The 16,228-nt window shown below is 72.4% G+C and carries 12 protein-coding genes; 2 read left to right on the top strand and 10 right to left on the bottom strand.

Translation table 11 applies throughout. The annotated features are described in order from the left end of the window. Positions 1–362: 362 nt before the first annotated feature. Together OG522_RS25000 and OG522_RS25005 are read left to right on the top strand one after the other, a co-directional pair. Positions 363–1,886: a class I adenylate-forming enzyme family protein gene (locus tag OG522_RS25000; protein WP_329465228.1), complete on the top strand. Its 1,524-nt coding sequence runs from the start codon at positions 363–365 to the stop codon at positions 1,884–1,886. Between the two features lie 38 nt (positions 1,887–1,924). Continuing rightward, positions 1,925–2,194: a phosphopantetheine-binding protein gene (locus OG522_RS25005; RefSeq protein ID WP_329465229.1), complete on the top strand. Its 270-nt coding sequence runs from the start codon at positions 1,925–1,927 to the stop codon at positions 2,192–2,194. A 322-nt stretch (positions 2,195–2,516) separates the two neighbouring features. Here OG522_RS25005 and OG522_RS25010 read toward each other — a convergent pair whose 3' ends face one another. From OG522_RS25010 to OG522_RS25055, 10 genes are all read right to left on the bottom strand, one after another. Beyond that, positions 2,517–3,680 carry a nucleotide disphospho-sugar-binding domain-containing protein gene (locus tag OG522_RS25010; RefSeq protein ID WP_329465230.1) on the bottom strand — a complete coding sequence of 388 codons (1,164 nt, stop codon included), beginning with the start codon at positions 3,678–3,680 and terminating at the stop codon, positions 2,517–2,519. Next, complete coding sequence (locus tag OG522_RS25015) at positions 3,568–5,331, bottom strand: MFS transporter (RefSeq protein WP_329465231.1); 1,764 nt, start codon at positions 5,329–5,331, stop codon at positions 3,568–3,570. The genes OG522_RS25010 and OG522_RS25015 overlap by 113 nt, the downstream gene beginning before the upstream one ends. Beyond that, on the bottom strand, positions 5,328–6,497 hold the full coding sequence (locus tag OG522_RS25020) for a nucleotide disphospho-sugar-binding domain-containing protein (RefSeq protein WP_329465232.1): 1,170 nt from the start codon (positions 6,495–6,497) through the stop codon (positions 5,328–5,330). The genes OG522_RS25015 and OG522_RS25020 overlap by 4 nt, the downstream gene beginning before the upstream one ends. Further along, the gene (locus tag OG522_RS25025) at positions 6,485–7,651 is read right to left on the bottom strand and encodes a nucleotide disphospho-sugar-binding domain-containing protein (RefSeq protein WP_329465233.1); all 1,167 of its coding nucleotides are present in this window, start codon (positions 7,649–7,651) and stop codon (positions 6,485–6,487) included. Before OG522_RS25025 ends, OG522_RS25020 begins: the two co-directional genes overlap by 13 nt. After that, on the bottom strand, positions 7,639–10,782 hold the full coding sequence (locus OG522_RS25030; RefSeq protein WP_329465234.1) for an amino acid adenylation domain-containing protein: 3,144 nt from the start codon (positions 10,780–10,782) through the stop codon (positions 7,639–7,641). The genes OG522_RS25025 and OG522_RS25030 overlap by 13 nt, the downstream gene beginning before the upstream one ends. Further along, entirely contained in the window at positions 10,779–11,981 is a 1,203-nt protein-coding gene (locus OG522_RS25035; RefSeq protein ID WP_329465235.1) for a nucleotide disphospho-sugar-binding domain-containing protein, read from the bottom strand. Before OG522_RS25035 ends, OG522_RS25030 begins: the two co-directional genes overlap by 4 nt. A 139-nt stretch (positions 11,982–12,120) precedes the next feature. Next, on the bottom strand, positions 12,121–12,834 hold the full coding sequence (locus tag OG522_RS25040; RefSeq protein ID WP_053726133.1) for an ABC transporter permease: 714 nt from the start codon (positions 12,832–12,834) through the stop codon (positions 12,121–12,123). Beyond that, a complete protein-coding gene (locus OG522_RS25045; RefSeq protein ID WP_329465237.1) occupies positions 12,834–13,760 on the bottom strand; it encodes an ABC transporter ATP-binding protein in 927 nt (308 codons plus the stop codon). The genes OG522_RS25040 and OG522_RS25045 overlap by 1 nt, the downstream gene beginning before the upstream one ends. Before the next feature lie 43 nt (positions 13,761–13,803). After that, positions 13,804–14,970: a nucleotide disphospho-sugar-binding domain-containing protein gene (locus OG522_RS25050; protein WP_329465238.1), complete on the bottom strand. Its 1,167-nt coding sequence runs from the start codon at positions 14,968–14,970 to the stop codon at positions 13,804–13,806. Further along, positions 14,958–16,157 carry a glycosyltransferase gene (locus OG522_RS25055; protein WP_329465239.1) on the bottom strand — a complete coding sequence of 400 codons (1,200 nt, stop codon included), beginning with the start codon at positions 16,155–16,157 and terminating at the stop codon, positions 14,958–14,960. The genes OG522_RS25050 and OG522_RS25055 overlap by 13 nt, the downstream gene beginning before the upstream one ends. Between the last annotated feature and the right edge of the window lie 71 nt (positions 16,158–16,228).

The raw sequence follows: 16,228 nt of genomic DNA on the forward strand, positions 1-16,228 counted from the left end.
GTCGCGGCGGGGTCGTCACCATGGGGGCTTGCTGCCCGGCGACACCATGGGGCGGCCTCCTCGCACCGGACTTGAGTCCCGGGCAGGCCAAGAACACTCCAGCACGGCTCAAGTCCCCAGCGAGTACGACCCGTTGTCATTGATCGAGCGAAATCCGAGGACGGCTCGACGTCTGGGGCGCGGTAACTCCCACCCTGTTAAGGGGCGCGGGGAACCGCGCGCCCAGCCACGGACGGAGCCGCAGCCGAACAACGACGCTCCCCGCACAGCTCCCGGCGTCCACCGGCGCTCCAGGGTGGCCCGAGAGCACCCCCTCACGCTCGGGTGACCAACATCCGTTCCGATGACCACGAGGTTGCTGGATGACGACTCAGACGCTGGTTGCCGCGGACACCGGCACCGATACCGTCCCCGGACTGCTCGCGGCGGCCGTGGCCGCCCGGCCCGACGCCCCCGCGGTGCGCGATGCCTCGGGCGTGTGGACCTATGCGGAACTGGACGCCTGGTCACGGGCGTACGCCGACTGGCTCACCGCCCAGGGCGTGGGTCACGCGGACCGGATCCTGGTCCGCGTCGGCAACACCCGGGAATTCACCGCCCTGATGTTCGGCGCGCTGCGCCGGGGCATCGCCTTCGTCCCCGTCAACCCGGCGATGAAGCGCTTCCACCTGAACACCGTCGTACCGGACTGCGAGCCGGTCCTGGTGATCGGTGAGGATGCCCAGGACACCGCGGTTCTGAGGGAGTTGACGGACCGTCCGGTCTTCGGACTCGACGAGGTGCGGCGCGGCGCCGAGGCGCTGTACGACGCCGCGCCCGCCGTGGCCGACGAGCGGCCCGTCGCCCCCGACGACCTGGGCCTGCTCATCTACACCTCGGGCTCCACCTCGGCGCCCAAGGCCGTGGTGAGCACCCACGCCCCCATCGTCTTCGCCGCCCGCGCGATCCAGGCCCGGCTGAACTACCGCGAGGACGACGTCGTCCTGGTCGCGGTGCCGGTCTCCTTCGACTACGGGCTCTACCAGATCCTGCTGTCCGTGATCGCCGGCGCCCAGGTGGTGCTCACCTCGCCGGAGGGCCACGTACGGCTGCTCGGCACGCTCCACGAGCACCGGGTCACCGTCGTTCCGCTGGTGCCCTCGCTCGGCGAGATGCTGCTCACGCTGTCGAAGCGGGACCGCCGCGAGGCGCCGCCCGTGCGGCTGTTCACCAACACCGGGGCCGCGCTGACCGGGCCCGTCATCGCCCAGCTGCGGGCCGCGTTCCCGCAGGCGCAGGTGTCGCCGATGTTCGGCACCACCGAGTGCAAGCGCATCACCGTGCTCGAACCGGACGGCGACATCGCACGCCCCGGCTCGGTCGGACGCGCCCTCGACGGCACCGAGGTGCTGATCCTGGACGACGACGGCCGGCTCCTGCCGCCCGGCACCGTCGGCGAGATCTGCGTACGCGGACCGCACGTCATGACCGGCTACTGGCGCGCCCCGGAGCAGACCGCGCCGCGGTTCCGCCCCGACCCGGTGACCGGCGAGGTCACCCTGCACACCGGCGACTACGGGCACCTCGACACCGACGGGCACCTCTACTTCGAGGGCCGCCGCGACGACCTGTTCAAGCGCAAGGGCGTCCGCATGGGCACCCTGGAGATCGAGACGGCCGCCCTGGACATCCGGGGCGTCACGGCCGCCGCCGCCCTGGCTCCCTCCGAGGGCCACGACCTCACCCTGTACGCCGTCACCGAGCTGACGGCCGACGAGGTGCTCGCGCAGCTGACCGAACGCCTGGAGGCCGCCAAGGTCCCGGCCGCCTGCCACCTGCTGGACGAGCTCCCGCTCACCCCGAACGGCAAGACCGACAAGCAGCGGCTGCGCCGCGAACAGAAGTGACCCGTTCCCGAGTCAGTACCCCGTAAGGAGAACCCGCCATGACCACCGCTGACGTTCAGTGGGACGCCGACTTCGAGAAGCTGCTGACCTCGGTCCTGCCGCGCAGCACGGCCTCCGGCCCGCTCGCCCCGTCCCTCGACCTCAAGTCCGTGGGCCTCGACTCGATGGCCACCATCGAACTCCTGGTCCGACTGGAGGACGAGTACGACGTGGAGTTCCCCGAGGCCACCCTCACGGGCGCGACCTTCGCGACGCCGGCCGCGCTCTGGGCGGTACTGGCCGCCCAGCGCACCGCCGCCCACGCCTGACCGCTCCACCACGAGTTTCCGCCGCACCATCCAACCCCCCCCATCAACACAAGTCCTCAGGAGGACACCACCATGAGCCACCTCATCATCGGCCTCGCCGTCACCGTCGTCGTCTGCCTCGTCGTCAAGTTCGGCGGCGACGCCCTGAAGAAGCGCCGCGGCTGACCTTCCCGGCAGCACCCCGAAGGGGCCCACCGACCCATGTGGTCGGTGGGCCCCTTCGCGTGCCCCCTGCCGGTGCGGAGTCCGGGCACGGGCGTGGGCGCCCACGCCGAAGGGCCCCTGCCGGAGCAAGGGCCCTGTGTTGTACGCCGGTTGTCGCTCAGGCCGCCAACCGCTCCAGGTCCTCCACGACCCGGGCCGGGCTCGGCATTTCCGCCATGTCGGCGCGCAGCTCCTGCGCGCACTTGAGGTGGCGGGCGTCGTCCAGGACGTCCCGGAGCGCCTCGCGGATCTGGGCGGGGTCGTTCTGCGGGGCCGCCTCGCCGAGTACCCGGGCGGCGCCGGCCGCGGCGAGCAGTTCGGCCGAGGCGAACTGGTCGACGATCTGCGGCAGCACCAGCTGCGGGAGGCCGAACGAGCACGAGGTGAGGGTCGTGTTGGCGCCGCCGTGGTGGATCACGGCGTCGCAGTCGCGCAGGAACAGGTTCAGCGGGACCGGCTCCACCACCCTGACATTGGTGGGGAGTTGACCGAAGCCCTCGTGGAAGGCGGCGTCCGCGGTCACCACTGCCTCGACGTCGTCCATACCCTCGAAGGCCGCGATGATCGAGCGGTACAGACCGGTGCCGTTGAGCACCAGCGTCTGGCGGCCCAGGCACACCACGACCCGGCGCACCCCGTCGGCGGCCGGCTCCCGCAGCCACGCGGGCGCGGTGCCGACGCCGTTGAACGGCACGTAGCCGATCGGGACGCCCGGCGCCGCGCTCGGGTGGTGCAGCGCGGGCGGACACGGGTCGAGCAGCAGATCCGGGTCGGGCAGCCCGTCGAGACCGAGCCGCTCGGCCGTCCCGTACAGGAAGTTGCGGGCCGAGGCGCGCGAGGGGCCGCTCAGCGGGTCGACGCCCCAGCGGTGCTGCACGCACGGGATGCCGAGGGCGCCCGCGACGAGCTGGCCCGCCAGCTCCATCTGCTCCGAGACGATCAGGTCGGGCTGCCAGTCGCGCGCGAAGTCCAGGTAGGGGCTGACCAGGTAGCGGGCGTGGGTCTCCCACAGCTTGGTGGCGCCCGCCATCTTCTCCGGCGGAGTCGGGCCCATCAGCTCCAACGGCCGTACGCCATCGGGGAGATGGCGCTGGAGGACGTCGAGGCCGTGGAAGCGGTCGCCGATGTCGACGGCCGATATCCCCGCCGCGCGGGCCGCGTCGGTGACGTCAGGCTGCGCGGCGACCAGCACCTCGTGACCCGCTCCCATCAGCGCCCAGGCCAGCGGCACCATGGGGGTGAAGTGCGTGGGGAAGGGGGTGCTCAGCATCAGTACGCGCATCTTCGTCGTCCTCCTCGGACTGTGGGGCGGCCTCTTGGGCGGGTTCTTGGGCGGTGGCGTCGGCGGGCTCTTCGGCGGACGTGCCGTCGGCCTGCCCGTCGGCCGCGGTGTTCACGTCGACGTCCCTCATGAGCAGGGCGGTCACGAGCGCGAGGAGCAGCAGCCCGGCGGCCGTCAGGAGCAGCGTGCCGGTGGCGTGCGCGAAGGCGTCCGTCACCACGTGGCGGCGGGCCGGGTCGAGCCCGGCGAGCTGCGCGGCGGCGGCGTCCGGATCCTTGACGCCCGAGGCGTCGGCGGCCGAGGCGAAACGGGAGCTCAGGACCGCGCCGAGGACGGTGCCGCCGATGGTGGTGCCCAGCATGGTGGCGAACCGCGAGGTCGTGGTCACCACGCCCAACTGGTCGGCGGGCGCGGCTGATTGGGTCATGAACAGCGCGATCTGGGTCACTCCGCCGAGGCCCACGCCGAGCAGCAGGAGCAGCGCGTCGAACTGCCAGACCGGCCCGTCGGCCACGGTCAGGCCGAGGCCGGCCACCGCGACCGTCGCCGTGGCCGTGGTGGCGACCAGGACCGCCTTGCACCTACCGGTCCGCGCGATGATCTTGCCCCAGCCGATGAAGACCAGGACCACGCCGACGGCGAGCGGGATCAGATGCAGCCCCACCGCGTCGAGCGAGACACCCTTGACGATGTTCAGGTAGTTGATGAGGAACACCGGCAGCGACAGCAGTGCGAAGCCGCCCGCGAACTGGAGGATCGCGGCGGGCCGGAACACCTTGTCCTTGAACAGCGTGAGCGGCATCAGCGGATCGGCCGCCTTCAGCTGGCGCGCCACGAACGCGCCGGCCATCAGCAACCCGCCGTAGAAGTAGGGCAGCACCGGTCCCGAGAACGAGTGCTGGTCCCCGTACGCCTTGACGCCGAGCAGCAGCGCGCAGGTGGCGGCCGCGATCAGCACCGAGCCCAGGATGTCGACCTTCTGCCGGGTGCCCTTCACCGGGAGCCGCAGCGCCCAGGCCACCCCGGCGAGCGCGAGCCCGGCGAGCGGCACGTTGAGCAGGAAGATCCAGCGCCAGGACAGGTTCTCGCTCAGCGGGCCGCCGATCATGGGCCCGGCGATGAGGCCGGCGGCGATGAGCGCGCCGCCCGCGTTGGAGCGCCCGGCCCGGGACTTGGGCGGGTACAACGTGGCGATCACGATCAGCGTCATGCTCATCAGGCCGCCGCCGCCGAGCCCCTGCACCGCGCGGAAGACGATGAGCTGGGTGAGCGAGTGCGCGGTCGCGCACAGTGCGGAACCCGCGAGGAACGCGGCGAGCGCGCCGAGGTAGATGCGGCGCGGACCGTAGCTGTCGCTGAGCCTGCCGTACAGCGGCTGGGCCGCCGTGGCGGCGAGCAGGTAGGCGGTGATCAGCCAGGGGAAGCGGTCGATTCCGTGGGCGGGGTCGAGGTCGCGCACGATCGGCAGGACGGCCGAGGAGATGATCGAACCGTCGAGCAGGGCCAGCGTCATCGTGGCCATCGCGCACACGATGAAGACCAGGACCTGGATGTCGGTCATGCCGTGCGGATTGGGCTTCTTCCCTTCTTTCGCGCCCGTCGGGTCCGTGGTGTCCTTCGCGTCCTCGGCGGCGGCCGTCTGCGCACTCATGCCGTGACCTCCTGACGCAGCGTCAACTGCTCTAGTTCCGCCGCCACTTCACCCGCCGACGGCATGGCCTCGATCTGCTCGCGGAGGTGAGCGGCGCCCGCGCGGTGGCCCGGCTCCTCCAGGAGGGTGCGGACGGCCGAGACAAGCCCGGCCCCGTCGTTCTGCAACTCGGCCGAGTCCAGCGTCAGCCCCGCGCCGGCGGCGGCGATCCGGTCGCCGGCGACGAACGCCTCGCCGAGCTGGGGCAGCACCAGCTGGGGGATGCCGAGCGCGGCCGCGCCCAGGGTGGAGCCGGGCCCGCCGTGGTGCACCACGAGGTCGGCGCCGGGAAACAGCAGCCCGGGTGCTCGCTCGGCGGTGTACGTCATGCCCGCGGGCAGCGTGCCGATCGCGGCGCGGTGTGCGGGGGCCGCGGAGACGACCGCCTCCACACCGCCCACCTCGGCCAGCGCGTCGAGGAGCCGGCGCAGCAGCGGAGCGCCGCCGAGGTCGAGGGTGTACCCGCCGAGCGCCACCGCGACCCGGTGTCCGGGCGGCGCGGTGTACGTCCAGGGCGTGCCGTCCCCGGTGTGCGGCTCGGGGCGGATGGGGATGGCGGGCGGGGCGTCGGGGGCGGCGAGTGCGGGCGGCGCGGGATCCAGGACCAGGTCCGGCGCGGGTACGCGGTCGAGGCCGAGCCGCTCGCACAGCGGGCCGAGCCACATCCGCGTCTGGCCGAGCATGAACTCACTGGTGGGGGCCACGCCCCAGCGGTGCCAGACGCTCGGGACGCCGAGCACCTTGGCGATGACGGCTCCCGCGTAGTCCATGTGCTCGGAGACCACGAGGTCGGGTCGCCACTCGTGGGCGAGTTCCAGGTAGTCGTACAGGAAGTACGGGGCGTGGTTGCGCCACATCTGGGCGGCGCCGTCGATCTGCTGGGCCGGCGGCCGGCCCAGCACCTCGATGGGGCGCAGGCCCTCGGGGCGCCGGCCCCGGCGCAGCTCGGCGTAGTGGAAGGCCTCGCCGAAGGTGGCGGTCGCCAGGCCCGCGGCCCCGGCGGGCCCGGTGACGTCGGGCTGTCCGGCGACCAGCACCTGGTGCCCCGCGCCGGTGAGCGCCCGGATCAGGGGCAGCATGGGCAGGAAGTGGGTGTCGACGGGGGTGCTGATGATCAGTACGCGCATCGGAGGTTCTCCAGGTCACGGACGACGGCGGCGGGGCTGGGCATGGCGGCCATGGTCTCGGCGAGGACGGTGGCGCCCTTCGCGATCCGCTCGTCGGCGAGCAGGGTGCGCACGGCCTCGGCCACCTGGGCCGGATCGTTCTGGGCGTCGGCCGTGCGCAGGGTCAGACCGGCGTCGGCGGCGGCCAGCAGGTCGCCGCCCTCGAACTGGTCGACCAGCTGCGGCATGATCAGCTGCGGGACGCCGAAACTCGCCACGGCGAGCAGGGTGTTGGCGCCGCCGTGGGTGACCACCGCGTCGGTCTTGTCGAGGAAGCCGTTGAGCGGCGTCGGCGGGATGATGGTGACGTTGGACGGGATGGTGCCGAGCTCGTCGACGAACTCCTGTTGCACGGTCATCACCGCGTCGGTCTCGGGCAGGTCACCGAAGGCCTGGACGATGCCGCGGAACATCGGGAGCCCGCCGAGCGAGATGGTCTGGCGGCCCATGGTCACGCAGACCCGCGGCTTGTCGCCCCGTTCGCGCAGCCAACCGGGCACCGGACCGGTGCCGTTGAACGGGACGTGGCGGATCGGCGCACCGGCGGGCGCGCCCGCCACGAGCAGCTGCGGCGGAGCCGGGTCGAGCAGCAGATCGGGCCGGGGAAGACCGCCCTCGATGCCGAGCCGCTCGCACATGCCCTGGAGCAGGTCCTCGGCGGTGGCCCGCATCAGATGGCTCATCGGGTCGACGCCCCAGCGGTGCGAGACCACCGGAATCCTGTGCACGCCGCCGATCAGGCACGCGGCCCAGTCGAAGATCTCCGAGATCACCAGGTCCGGCTTGAACTGGCGGGCGACTTCGAGGTACTTGGGCGCCATGTAGCGGGTGTGCAGCACCCACACCCGGGAGCCGATCATGGTCATCTTCGGGGTGAGCGGCCCGACGACCTCGATGGGCCGCTTGTTCGGCGGCAGCGGCGGGCTGAGCAGGTCCCTGCCGAAGAACTGCCGTCCCACGGTGACCGTGTTGAGGCCCGCCGAACGGGCCATCGGGATGATGTCGGGCTGTCCGGCGACCAGGACCTCGTGCCCGGCGCCGCGCAGCGCCCAGGCCAGCGGCACCATGCAGGTGAAGTGGGTGGACTCTGGGCTGCTCAGGATCAGTACACGCATGAGGTGTCCTTGGATGTGGTGGGAGCGGCGGAGGCTTCGGGGCCGCGGCGCAGTCCCTCGGTGTACGCGGTCACCACCCGGTCCGCGATCTCGGCCGGGATCCGGTCGGTGCGTACGGAGGCGGTGATCAGGGCGCCGTCCGCGGTGGTGCGGACGTCCAGCTCCAGCTCGGTGAACATGGTGGGTGCGCCGATGCGGGACAACTCGGCGGTGCAGCCCGCGAGTTCGAGCCTTGGGTCGGGGTCGTCCTGCATCAGGAAGCTCGGCATCGGCCGCAGCGACTCGCCGCCGCCGGTGAGGACCACGGTGCGGGCCAGCTGGGCGCCGCCGGTCTCCTGGGCGGCGAGCGCCTCGTCGACACGCGTCACGGCCTGCTCAAGGAGCCCGCCGTCGGCGTCCTTGTGCGGCGGCCAGAACCGCAGGAACAGAAGGTCGACCCGGCAGCTGACGGCGGAGGCGAGCACCTCGCTGCCGCGGCGGGCCACCGGGACCTTGACCGCGATGTCGGGCTGTCCGGTCAAGTCCCGCAGGACCAGGCCGAATTGTGCGGCCAGCATCGCGAAGCGGGTGGTGCCGAGCGAGCGGGCCCGCTCGTCCCAGCGGGCGAGCTCCGCGTGGGTCACGGTGCGCGAAGGAGAGTACCCGGGCCCGGCGTTGAGGCTGTTGTCGACCCGGCCCGGCAGTTCCAGGGGCTCCTGGAGCTCCAGGTGGTCCTCCCAGTACTCCTGCTGCGCCGCCAGGTCCACGCGGGAGATCACCCTGCGGTGGTCGGCGGACACCTCGGCCAGGCCCCCGGCCGGTGCGGGGAACTCGGGTGCGCGGCCCGCGAGCCGGGCGGCGTAGGAGAGCGACAGATCGCCCGCGAGCACCGTCTCGGACGCGCCGTCGAACGCCACGTGGTGGGCGACCAGGCCGAACAGCGTGCGGGAGGTGTCCTCGGCGCGGACGACCGCGCACCGCCACACCTGGGCGTCGCGGACGGCGAGCGGGGTGAGGGCCGCGGCCAGCCACGTGGTGGCCGCGGCCTGTTCGTCGGCGGCGTCCGCGATGCGGATCACCTCGGCGGGGGCCGGCTGCTCGGGCACCACCGCGTACCCGATCTCGTTGTCGCGGATCAGGTACCGGGAGTGCAGGGCCTGGTGGCGCAGATGGACGTCGCCGACCGCTGCCTGGAGCGCGTCGAGGTCGACCGCTCCCTCGATCCACCAGGTCATCCGGCAGAGCCCGCCGAGGCCGTCCTTGTCGTGGGCGGCGGCGAACAGGAAGCCGGACTGCTCGGGCGGCAGCAGGATCTCGCCGGGCTCCAGGCCCGGCACCGGGGCCTCGGCCGTGGCGGAGCGCGCGGTGGCGTCCAGCCACTGGGCGAGCCGGCGCACGGTCGGCGTGCGGAAGATCTGCGAGGGCTGCACGGCCGCGCCGAGCACCGCGTCTAGGTGCTGGCACAGCCGGGCCGCTTCGAGCGAGCTGCCGCCGAGCTCGAAGAACGAGACGTCGCCCGGCACCCGTTCGGTGTCGAGTACGGCGCGGAACCCGTCGGCGACCAGTGCCGCGGTGCCCTCGAACGCCTCGGCGGGCGCCTCGATGCGGTCGTGCTCCGCGCGGACCCGCGCGGCCAGCTCCCGCCGGTCGATCTTCCCGTTCGCCAACTGCGGGAACTGTTCCAGGAGTTGGACGCGTCGCGGCACCAGGTACTCCGGCAACAGCTCGGTGAGCCGCTCGCGCAGCTCCTGGGGCCCGGTGCCGCCCTCGCCGCGCGTGTAGAACAGCGCGAGCCCGTAGTACGAACCGTCGGGCTTGGGTATCGGCACGACCGCGGCGCCGGTCACCGTGGCCACCCGCTCCACGGTGCGCTCCACCTCGGCCGGCTCGATCCGGTGCCCCCGGATCTTGATCTGGCGGTCGCCGCGGCCGGTGTAGTGGAACACCCCTTCCGCCGACCGGTTCCCCAAGTCACCTGTCCGGTACAGGCGTTGGCGTACCCCGTCGATCTCGACGTCGACGAAGACCGCCCCGGTCAGCTCGGGGTCGCCGAGGTAGCCGCGGGCCAGCCCCGAGCCGCCCAGGCACAGCTCGCCGGTCTCGCCCGGCGCGCACACCCGGGTGCCGTCCAGGACGTACACATCGGTGTGCGCGAGGGCGTGGCCGAGCGGGATGCCGGCCGGGTCGTCGCAGTCCTCGGGCCGCACCTCGTGCCCGGTGACGACGGCCCCGCACTCGACGGGCCCGTACACATTGAGCAGCCGGATGCCGGGGTGCGCGGCGAGGAAGCTCCGCACCCGGGTCGGGGCGGCCCGCTCGCCGCCGATGGACAGCCACTTCATCCCGGCGAAGGCGCCCACGTCCGTGGTGACCAGCATGTTGAACAGCTGGGTCGTCATGAACGCGGCGTTCACGCCGTCCTCGGCGATCAGCGCGCGCAGGGTGCGCGGCACGAGCACCGTCTCGTCGAGCAGTACGGTCCGGCCGCCGGTGAGCAGCATGCTCCAGCAGTCCAGGGTGAAGCCGTCCCAGGTCGGGGGAGCGGTCTGCGGCATCACGGTGCCGGGGCCCAGCTCGGCGTAGAAGTCGCCGTCGAACAGGCGCACCGCGTTCTCGTGGGTGGACACCACGCCCTTGGGGTTGCCGGTGGAGCCCGAGGTGAAGAACACCGAGCACGCGTCGGTACCGCTCACCGCGACCGGCGCGGGGGTCAGCCCGCGGGCCGCGGTGACGGTCAGGTCCTCGGCCGGCGGTGTCCACACCGGCACCGACCAGGCGCCGTCCACGGTGGTCACCAGGAGCGGCGCGCCCAGCTGGCCGATCACTCCTTCGAGCCGGTCGACGGGCCACCGGGGGTCCAGGTACGAATAGCCGGCCCCGCACTTGAACAGCGCCAGCAGCACCGCGATCAGCGGGGTGCCGCGCTCCATGAGCACCGGAACCAGCTGCCCGCGGCGCACGCCGTGGGCCTGCAACAGCGCCGCGTAACCGTCGGACGCGGCGTCCAGCTCGCGATAGGAGACGCCGACCGCGCGGTGGGAGACGGCGATCGCCTCGGGGAAGCGGCGGGCCGCGTCCTGGAACAGGCCGTGCATCGTCTCGCCCCGCACGAAGCGGCTCGTGCCCGTCGTGGGCTCAAGGAGTACGGTCATCGTCTTGCTGTCTCCTCAGGTGTGGGAACGTCCGTGTGACCGGCTCGTACGCACTCCTCCAGGAAGCCCACGAGCTGGTCGGGGGTGGGCATCGAGTCGATCTCGGCGCGCATGGCCCCGGACCGCTCCCGGTAGGAGGACCGGGAGAGCAGGTCCTGGACGGCCGCGCCGACCGCGCCCTCCTCGGCGCCGGCGGGCAGCGCGGTACCCGCGCCGGACGCGCGCACCAGATCGGACCAGTGCTCCTGGAAGGCGTTGCGCGGCAGGAGCAGCTGCGGCAGGCCGTGGGTGACGGCGATGAGACCGCTGCCGACGCCGCCGTGGTGGACCAGCGCGTCGCAGTGCGCGAGCAGCACGTCGAGCGGGAACGACTCGACCATCCGTACGCCGTCGGGGAGTTGACCGGTGTTGGCGGCCTGCTCGGGGGTGACCGCGAGGACGACATCGGTGTCCAGGGCGAGCAGCGAGCGCACCACCTGGTCGCGTACCTCGTCCAGGGCGGTGGTGGTGACGCCGCCGGTGACACAGACCAGCGGCCGGCCCGAGGAGCGTTCGGCCCGCAGCCACCCGGGCAGCGCGGCCGGCCCCGCGAACGGAACGTAACGCATGTTGGCGCGGCGCACCCCGTGCGGCGGGCGCAGTCCCGGCGGGCACGGATCGATCCACACCGAGGGGCCGACGACCGGTTCGGCGCCGAAGCGCTCGAAGAGCTTCGCGTAGGAGGGGCGAAGGTCCGCCTCGCTCTCGCAGTGCACGCCGAGCGAGACGCCCCAGGTGTGGCCGACCGCCGGAACCTTGATCGCGGCGGCGGCCACCAGACCCGCGGCGGCCGCCGTGTCGTGCACCACGATGTCCGGGCGCCAGAAGCGGGCGAAGTCCACGAGGTCGTCGGTGAGGGTGTCGGCGACGGCGACCATCTTCTCGATGAGCGCCTCGCTCAGATCGGCGTCGAGTACGGCCACCGACTCGGCGGCCGCCTTCAACCGCCCGGGGCCGAGGCCGAGTTGACGGGCCGCGACCTCTGCGGTGGCGGCCTCGTCGCCGACGGGCACGGCCACCAGGCCGGCCCGGGTGACCGGGGCCACGCACTGGGGCCGCACCGCCACCCGCACCTCGTGGCCCGCAAGGCGGCAGGCCCAGGCGAGCGGGATGATCCAGGGGACATGGGCCGGGCCGTGCCCCACGAACAACACGCGCATTCAGTTGCCTCACTCCATCGCGTACGGTCAGTGGCAGGGCAAGGGTGGAGGCACCCGCTCGAATGCGACTCGCGTCCGGTACGAACACGAAAGTGCCCGCGGGGAGTTGACCCCACGGGCACTTCGGATGCGGTACGGATCAGGCGCGGCGGCCGCCCCTGCGGTAGGCGAAGGCGGCGAAGGCCGCGAGCAGCGCCGTCCACAGGGCGAGCACACCGAGCCCGGTGCCGCTCGGCGCGGAGTTGGCGGCCGCGTCCCAGGACAGCTGGGCGTAGCGGTAGACCGGGGTCTCCTTCGACAGCGGCTGGAGCCACTGCGGCAGGCTGTCGGTCGGCATCATCAGACCGCCCAGCAGCGTCAGCGTCAGGTACGAGACGGTGCCGGCGATCTGCGCGAGCTGCGCCTTGAACAGGTAGCCGATGCCGATGCCGAGCATCGCGAGCGGGGCGATGCCGACCCACAGCAGCAGGAAGATCTCCAGCCAGGTGCCGGGCGAGAGGTCGACGCCGCGGTAGAACTTGCCGATCAGGCCGATGACCACGATCGGCAGGATGCCCAGGCACGTGGCGACGGCGCCGCGGGCGATGACGACCTGCACGGGCGAGAGCGGGGTGAGCCGCAGCTGGCGCAGCCAGCCGAGCGCCCGGTCCTCGGCGATGCCGGTGCCGTTGGTGATGACCACGCCGAGCGCGCCGAACGCCGCCGCGCCGACCATGGCCCGCACCAGGGACTCCTGGTCGGGGCCACCGCCCGCGAGGGTGACGTACAGGCCGACCGGCATGATGAGGCTCATCATGAGGTAGCCGCCATTGCGGACCAGCCGCAGGATTTCGAGGCGGATGTAACCGAGCATCAGTTGGTCCGTCCTTCCGGGGCGGGCGCGTGGCGCGACTGGTGGGTGAGGGCGATGAAGGCCTCCTCCAGGCCCACGCCCGAGACCTCCAGGTCGGTGAAGGCGTCGGCGCGCGACAGCGCGTGCACCGTCGAGTCGGAGTCGCTGGTGCGCAGGTGGACGCGGCCGCCGCGGAACTCCACGGAGCTGACGCCCGGCAGCAGGTCGAAGCCGTTCTGGCCGGTGCGCGGCACGAAGCTGACCGTGCGGCCCTCGATCATGGACTTGATCTGCGAGGTGGTGCCGTCGGCGACCACCCGGCCCGAGGCGATGACCACGACGCGGTCCGCGCTGTCGTCGGCCTCTTCGAGGTAGTGCGTCGAGAACAGCACGGTGTTGCCGCGCTCGGCGTACCGCTGCATCGCGGCCCACAGCTCGCGCCGCGACTCCACGTCGAGAGCGGCGGTCGGCTCGTCGAGCACCACCAGGTCCGGGTCGCCGGCCAGCGCGAGCGCGAAGCGCACCCGCTGGGCCTGGCCGCCGGAGAGCCGGTCCACATTGCGGCCCGCGATCTTGGTGAGCTCGGCGAGCTCCAGGACCTCGTTCAGCGGCAGCGGCTTGCGGTAGGTCTGGCGCACGAAGTCGACCAGCTCGCGCACCGAGACCCGGGGAATCATCTTCCCCTCCTGGAGCATGGCTCCCAAGTGCCCGGCGCGCATGGCGAGTTCGGGCTTCTTGCCGAAGACCTCGATGGTGCCCTGGTCCGGCGGGAAGAGCCCGAGGAGCATGTTGATGGTGGTGGACTTGCCGGCGCCGTTGGGGCCGAGGAGGGCGACCGTCTCACCGCGCCCGATCGTCAGATCGATCCCGTCGACGGCGCGGACGCTGCCGTACTCCTTGACTACACCCTTGAAGACGACCGCGGGCGGGCCGTGCTGTTCTGCCATGGGGGGTGGCACCTGTTCCCTTTCCTGTGTGAGTGAGCGCATGTCAGATCAGCCCTTCCAAGGTGTGGACCAGCTCTGTGGGGCCTGGCAGGCATTCGATCTCCGCGCGTACGTCGAGCGCGGCCTTGCGATGGCGTTCGTCTTCGAGGAGACCGGTGAGGGCCTCCCGGACGAGCCGGGGGTCGTGCTGCTCGGCCTCGGTGGCGAGGCTGAGCCCGGATCCGGACTCCTGGACGAGCCGGCCGGTGGTCTGGAGGAACGGCTTGTCGCCGGGCAGCACCAGCTGCGGCACCGCCGAGGCGAAGGACGTCATGCTGGTCCCGCTGCCGCCGTGGTGGACGGCGAGGGCCGTGTGGCGCATCACCGGACCGATCGGGAAGCGGTCGACGACCTTGACCGAGGACGGGATCCCGGCGAGCGCCGAGTGGTACTGGGCGTCGATCGGGAACAACACGTCCACGCCCTGCTCGGTGCAGGCGTCCAGGACGTGCCGGAAGCCCAGCGGCAGTTCGCCGGTCTCGGCGAGCACCCGGCCGTGCCACATGCCCAGGCACAGCAGCGCCCGCGGCCGCTCGGGCCGCATGACCGCCCAGTCGGGCAGTTCGGCGGTGCCGCAGTACGGGATGTACCGCGACAGCAGGCCCGGGGTGTTGTCGCCCTCGGGGAGCAGCGAGGCCGGGCTCGGGTCGATGACGAGGGCCGGGTCGGGGAAGCCGTCGGCCCCGAACTCGACGCACAGATTGTGGAGTTGGACTTTGGCGCGGCGAAGCAGCGGGCTGGTGAAGTCGTCCGGACCCCAGCGGTGGATGATGCCGGGCACACCGAGCGCGCCGGCGACGACAAGGCCGCCGAACTCCACCGGGTCGGTCATCACCAGATCCGGCTCCCAGGCGCGGCCGAGGGTGACCAGGTCGTCGATGTAGCCGCCGAGCCGGGTGCGCCAGCGCTCGCCGACCGCGTCCCACTCGGAGTCCGCACGGCGGTCCATGCCGGCCCGGTCGGGCATCGCCACGGCGCCGGGCCGGGTCAGCCGCTGGCGGGTCTCGCCGCCGCCGACCAGGCGGGTGTCGAGCCCCGCGGCGGACGCGAACTTCACGAGCTCGGCATCCCCGGCCACCAGCACCTGGTGCCCGGCCGCCCGCAGTGCCCAGGTCAGCGGCACCATCGGCACGATGTGGCTGGGGACCAGAGCCGTCACTAGGACGCGCATGTCTCCTCCTGGACGGTCGCGGCTACGAGTTCTTCGAGGTCGCTCACCAGCTGCTCCACCGGCGGGCAGGCGAGGATGGAGCGCCGCACGGCCGCCGCGCGCAGCCGGAACGAGGGCTCGGTGAGCAGCCGGTCCAGCGCTTCGGTGACCGTCTCGGCGGTGACCCAGTACGCGGGCAGGTTGATGCCGCTGCCGGCCTCGGCGACGTGCTCGGCCGAGTTGGGCTGGTCGTCGTACATCGGCGTGACGAGCATCGGCGTACCGCTGCGCAGGCCCTCGCGGATGCTGCTGTGGCCGCCGTGTGTGATGAACACGTCCGCGGCTTCCAGGAGCACGTCCTGCGGGACCCACTCGTTGAGCAACCGCACGTGCTCCGGAACCGCGCCGAACTCCTGCGGGTCGCGGCCCACGCCGATCGAGACGAGAGCCGTGCAGTCGACGGCGGAGACCGCCTCGATCACCGCGTGCAGCACCTCGTCGGACTTCCACGGCATGTTCGGCGCCATCGTCCCGATGGACGCGTACACCACCGGCTTGTCCTCGGGCAGTTCGGCCAGCCACGGCAGCACCTTGTCGTCGCTGCGGTACGGGACGGTCTGGCGGTAGTGGCGCAGGGTGCGCGGGTCCAGGTCGTCGCCGGTGCAGCAGGCCGGGAGCCAGCTGACGAGCAGGTGCTCGTAAGCGGAGTTGTCCGCCGGCTTCTGCGGCAGCCCGAGTTCGGCGCGCAGCTTGTTGAGCGGGGCGTGCGTCACGGCGGGCGGCAGCAGATGGGTCGAGCCGCCGGCCACCGCGACGTGCGGGATGCCGAGCGCCTCGGCGGCGAGCAGGCCGCCCATCTCCTCGCCCTCGCGGACGATCAGGTCGGGCTTCCAGTCGGCGGCGATGTCGAGGATGTCGCGGGCCGCGGCCAGCGAGGGCGGTCCGAGCACACACTCCACGAGCCCGTCCTCGTACGCCTCCTGGTCGCCCCGGAACAGCGGGAGCGCGATCGCCTCGATGCAGAAGGGGTCCTTGGCCCAGTCGAACCCGGCCGGGAAGAAGTCGAGCCCGTAGCTCTCGCTCTCCTCGCGCATGGACTCGTCGTCGGCCACCGCGACGGTGTGCCCGGCGCGAACGGCGGCCTGGGCCAGCGGGATCAACAGGCGCAGATGGGACTTGCCCGCATGGGCGGTGAACAGGATGCGCACGGCGGGTCTCCGATTGGGGGTGGGGGCGGTCCGGCGGGGCCGCCCGTTGGTCATGCACCAGAGCGTGACCG

Origin of the sequence: Streptomyces sp. NBC_01431 (genome assembly GCF_036231355.1) — a bacterium.
Lineage (GTDB): Bacteria > Actinomycetota > Actinomycetes > Streptomycetales > Streptomycetaceae > Streptomyces.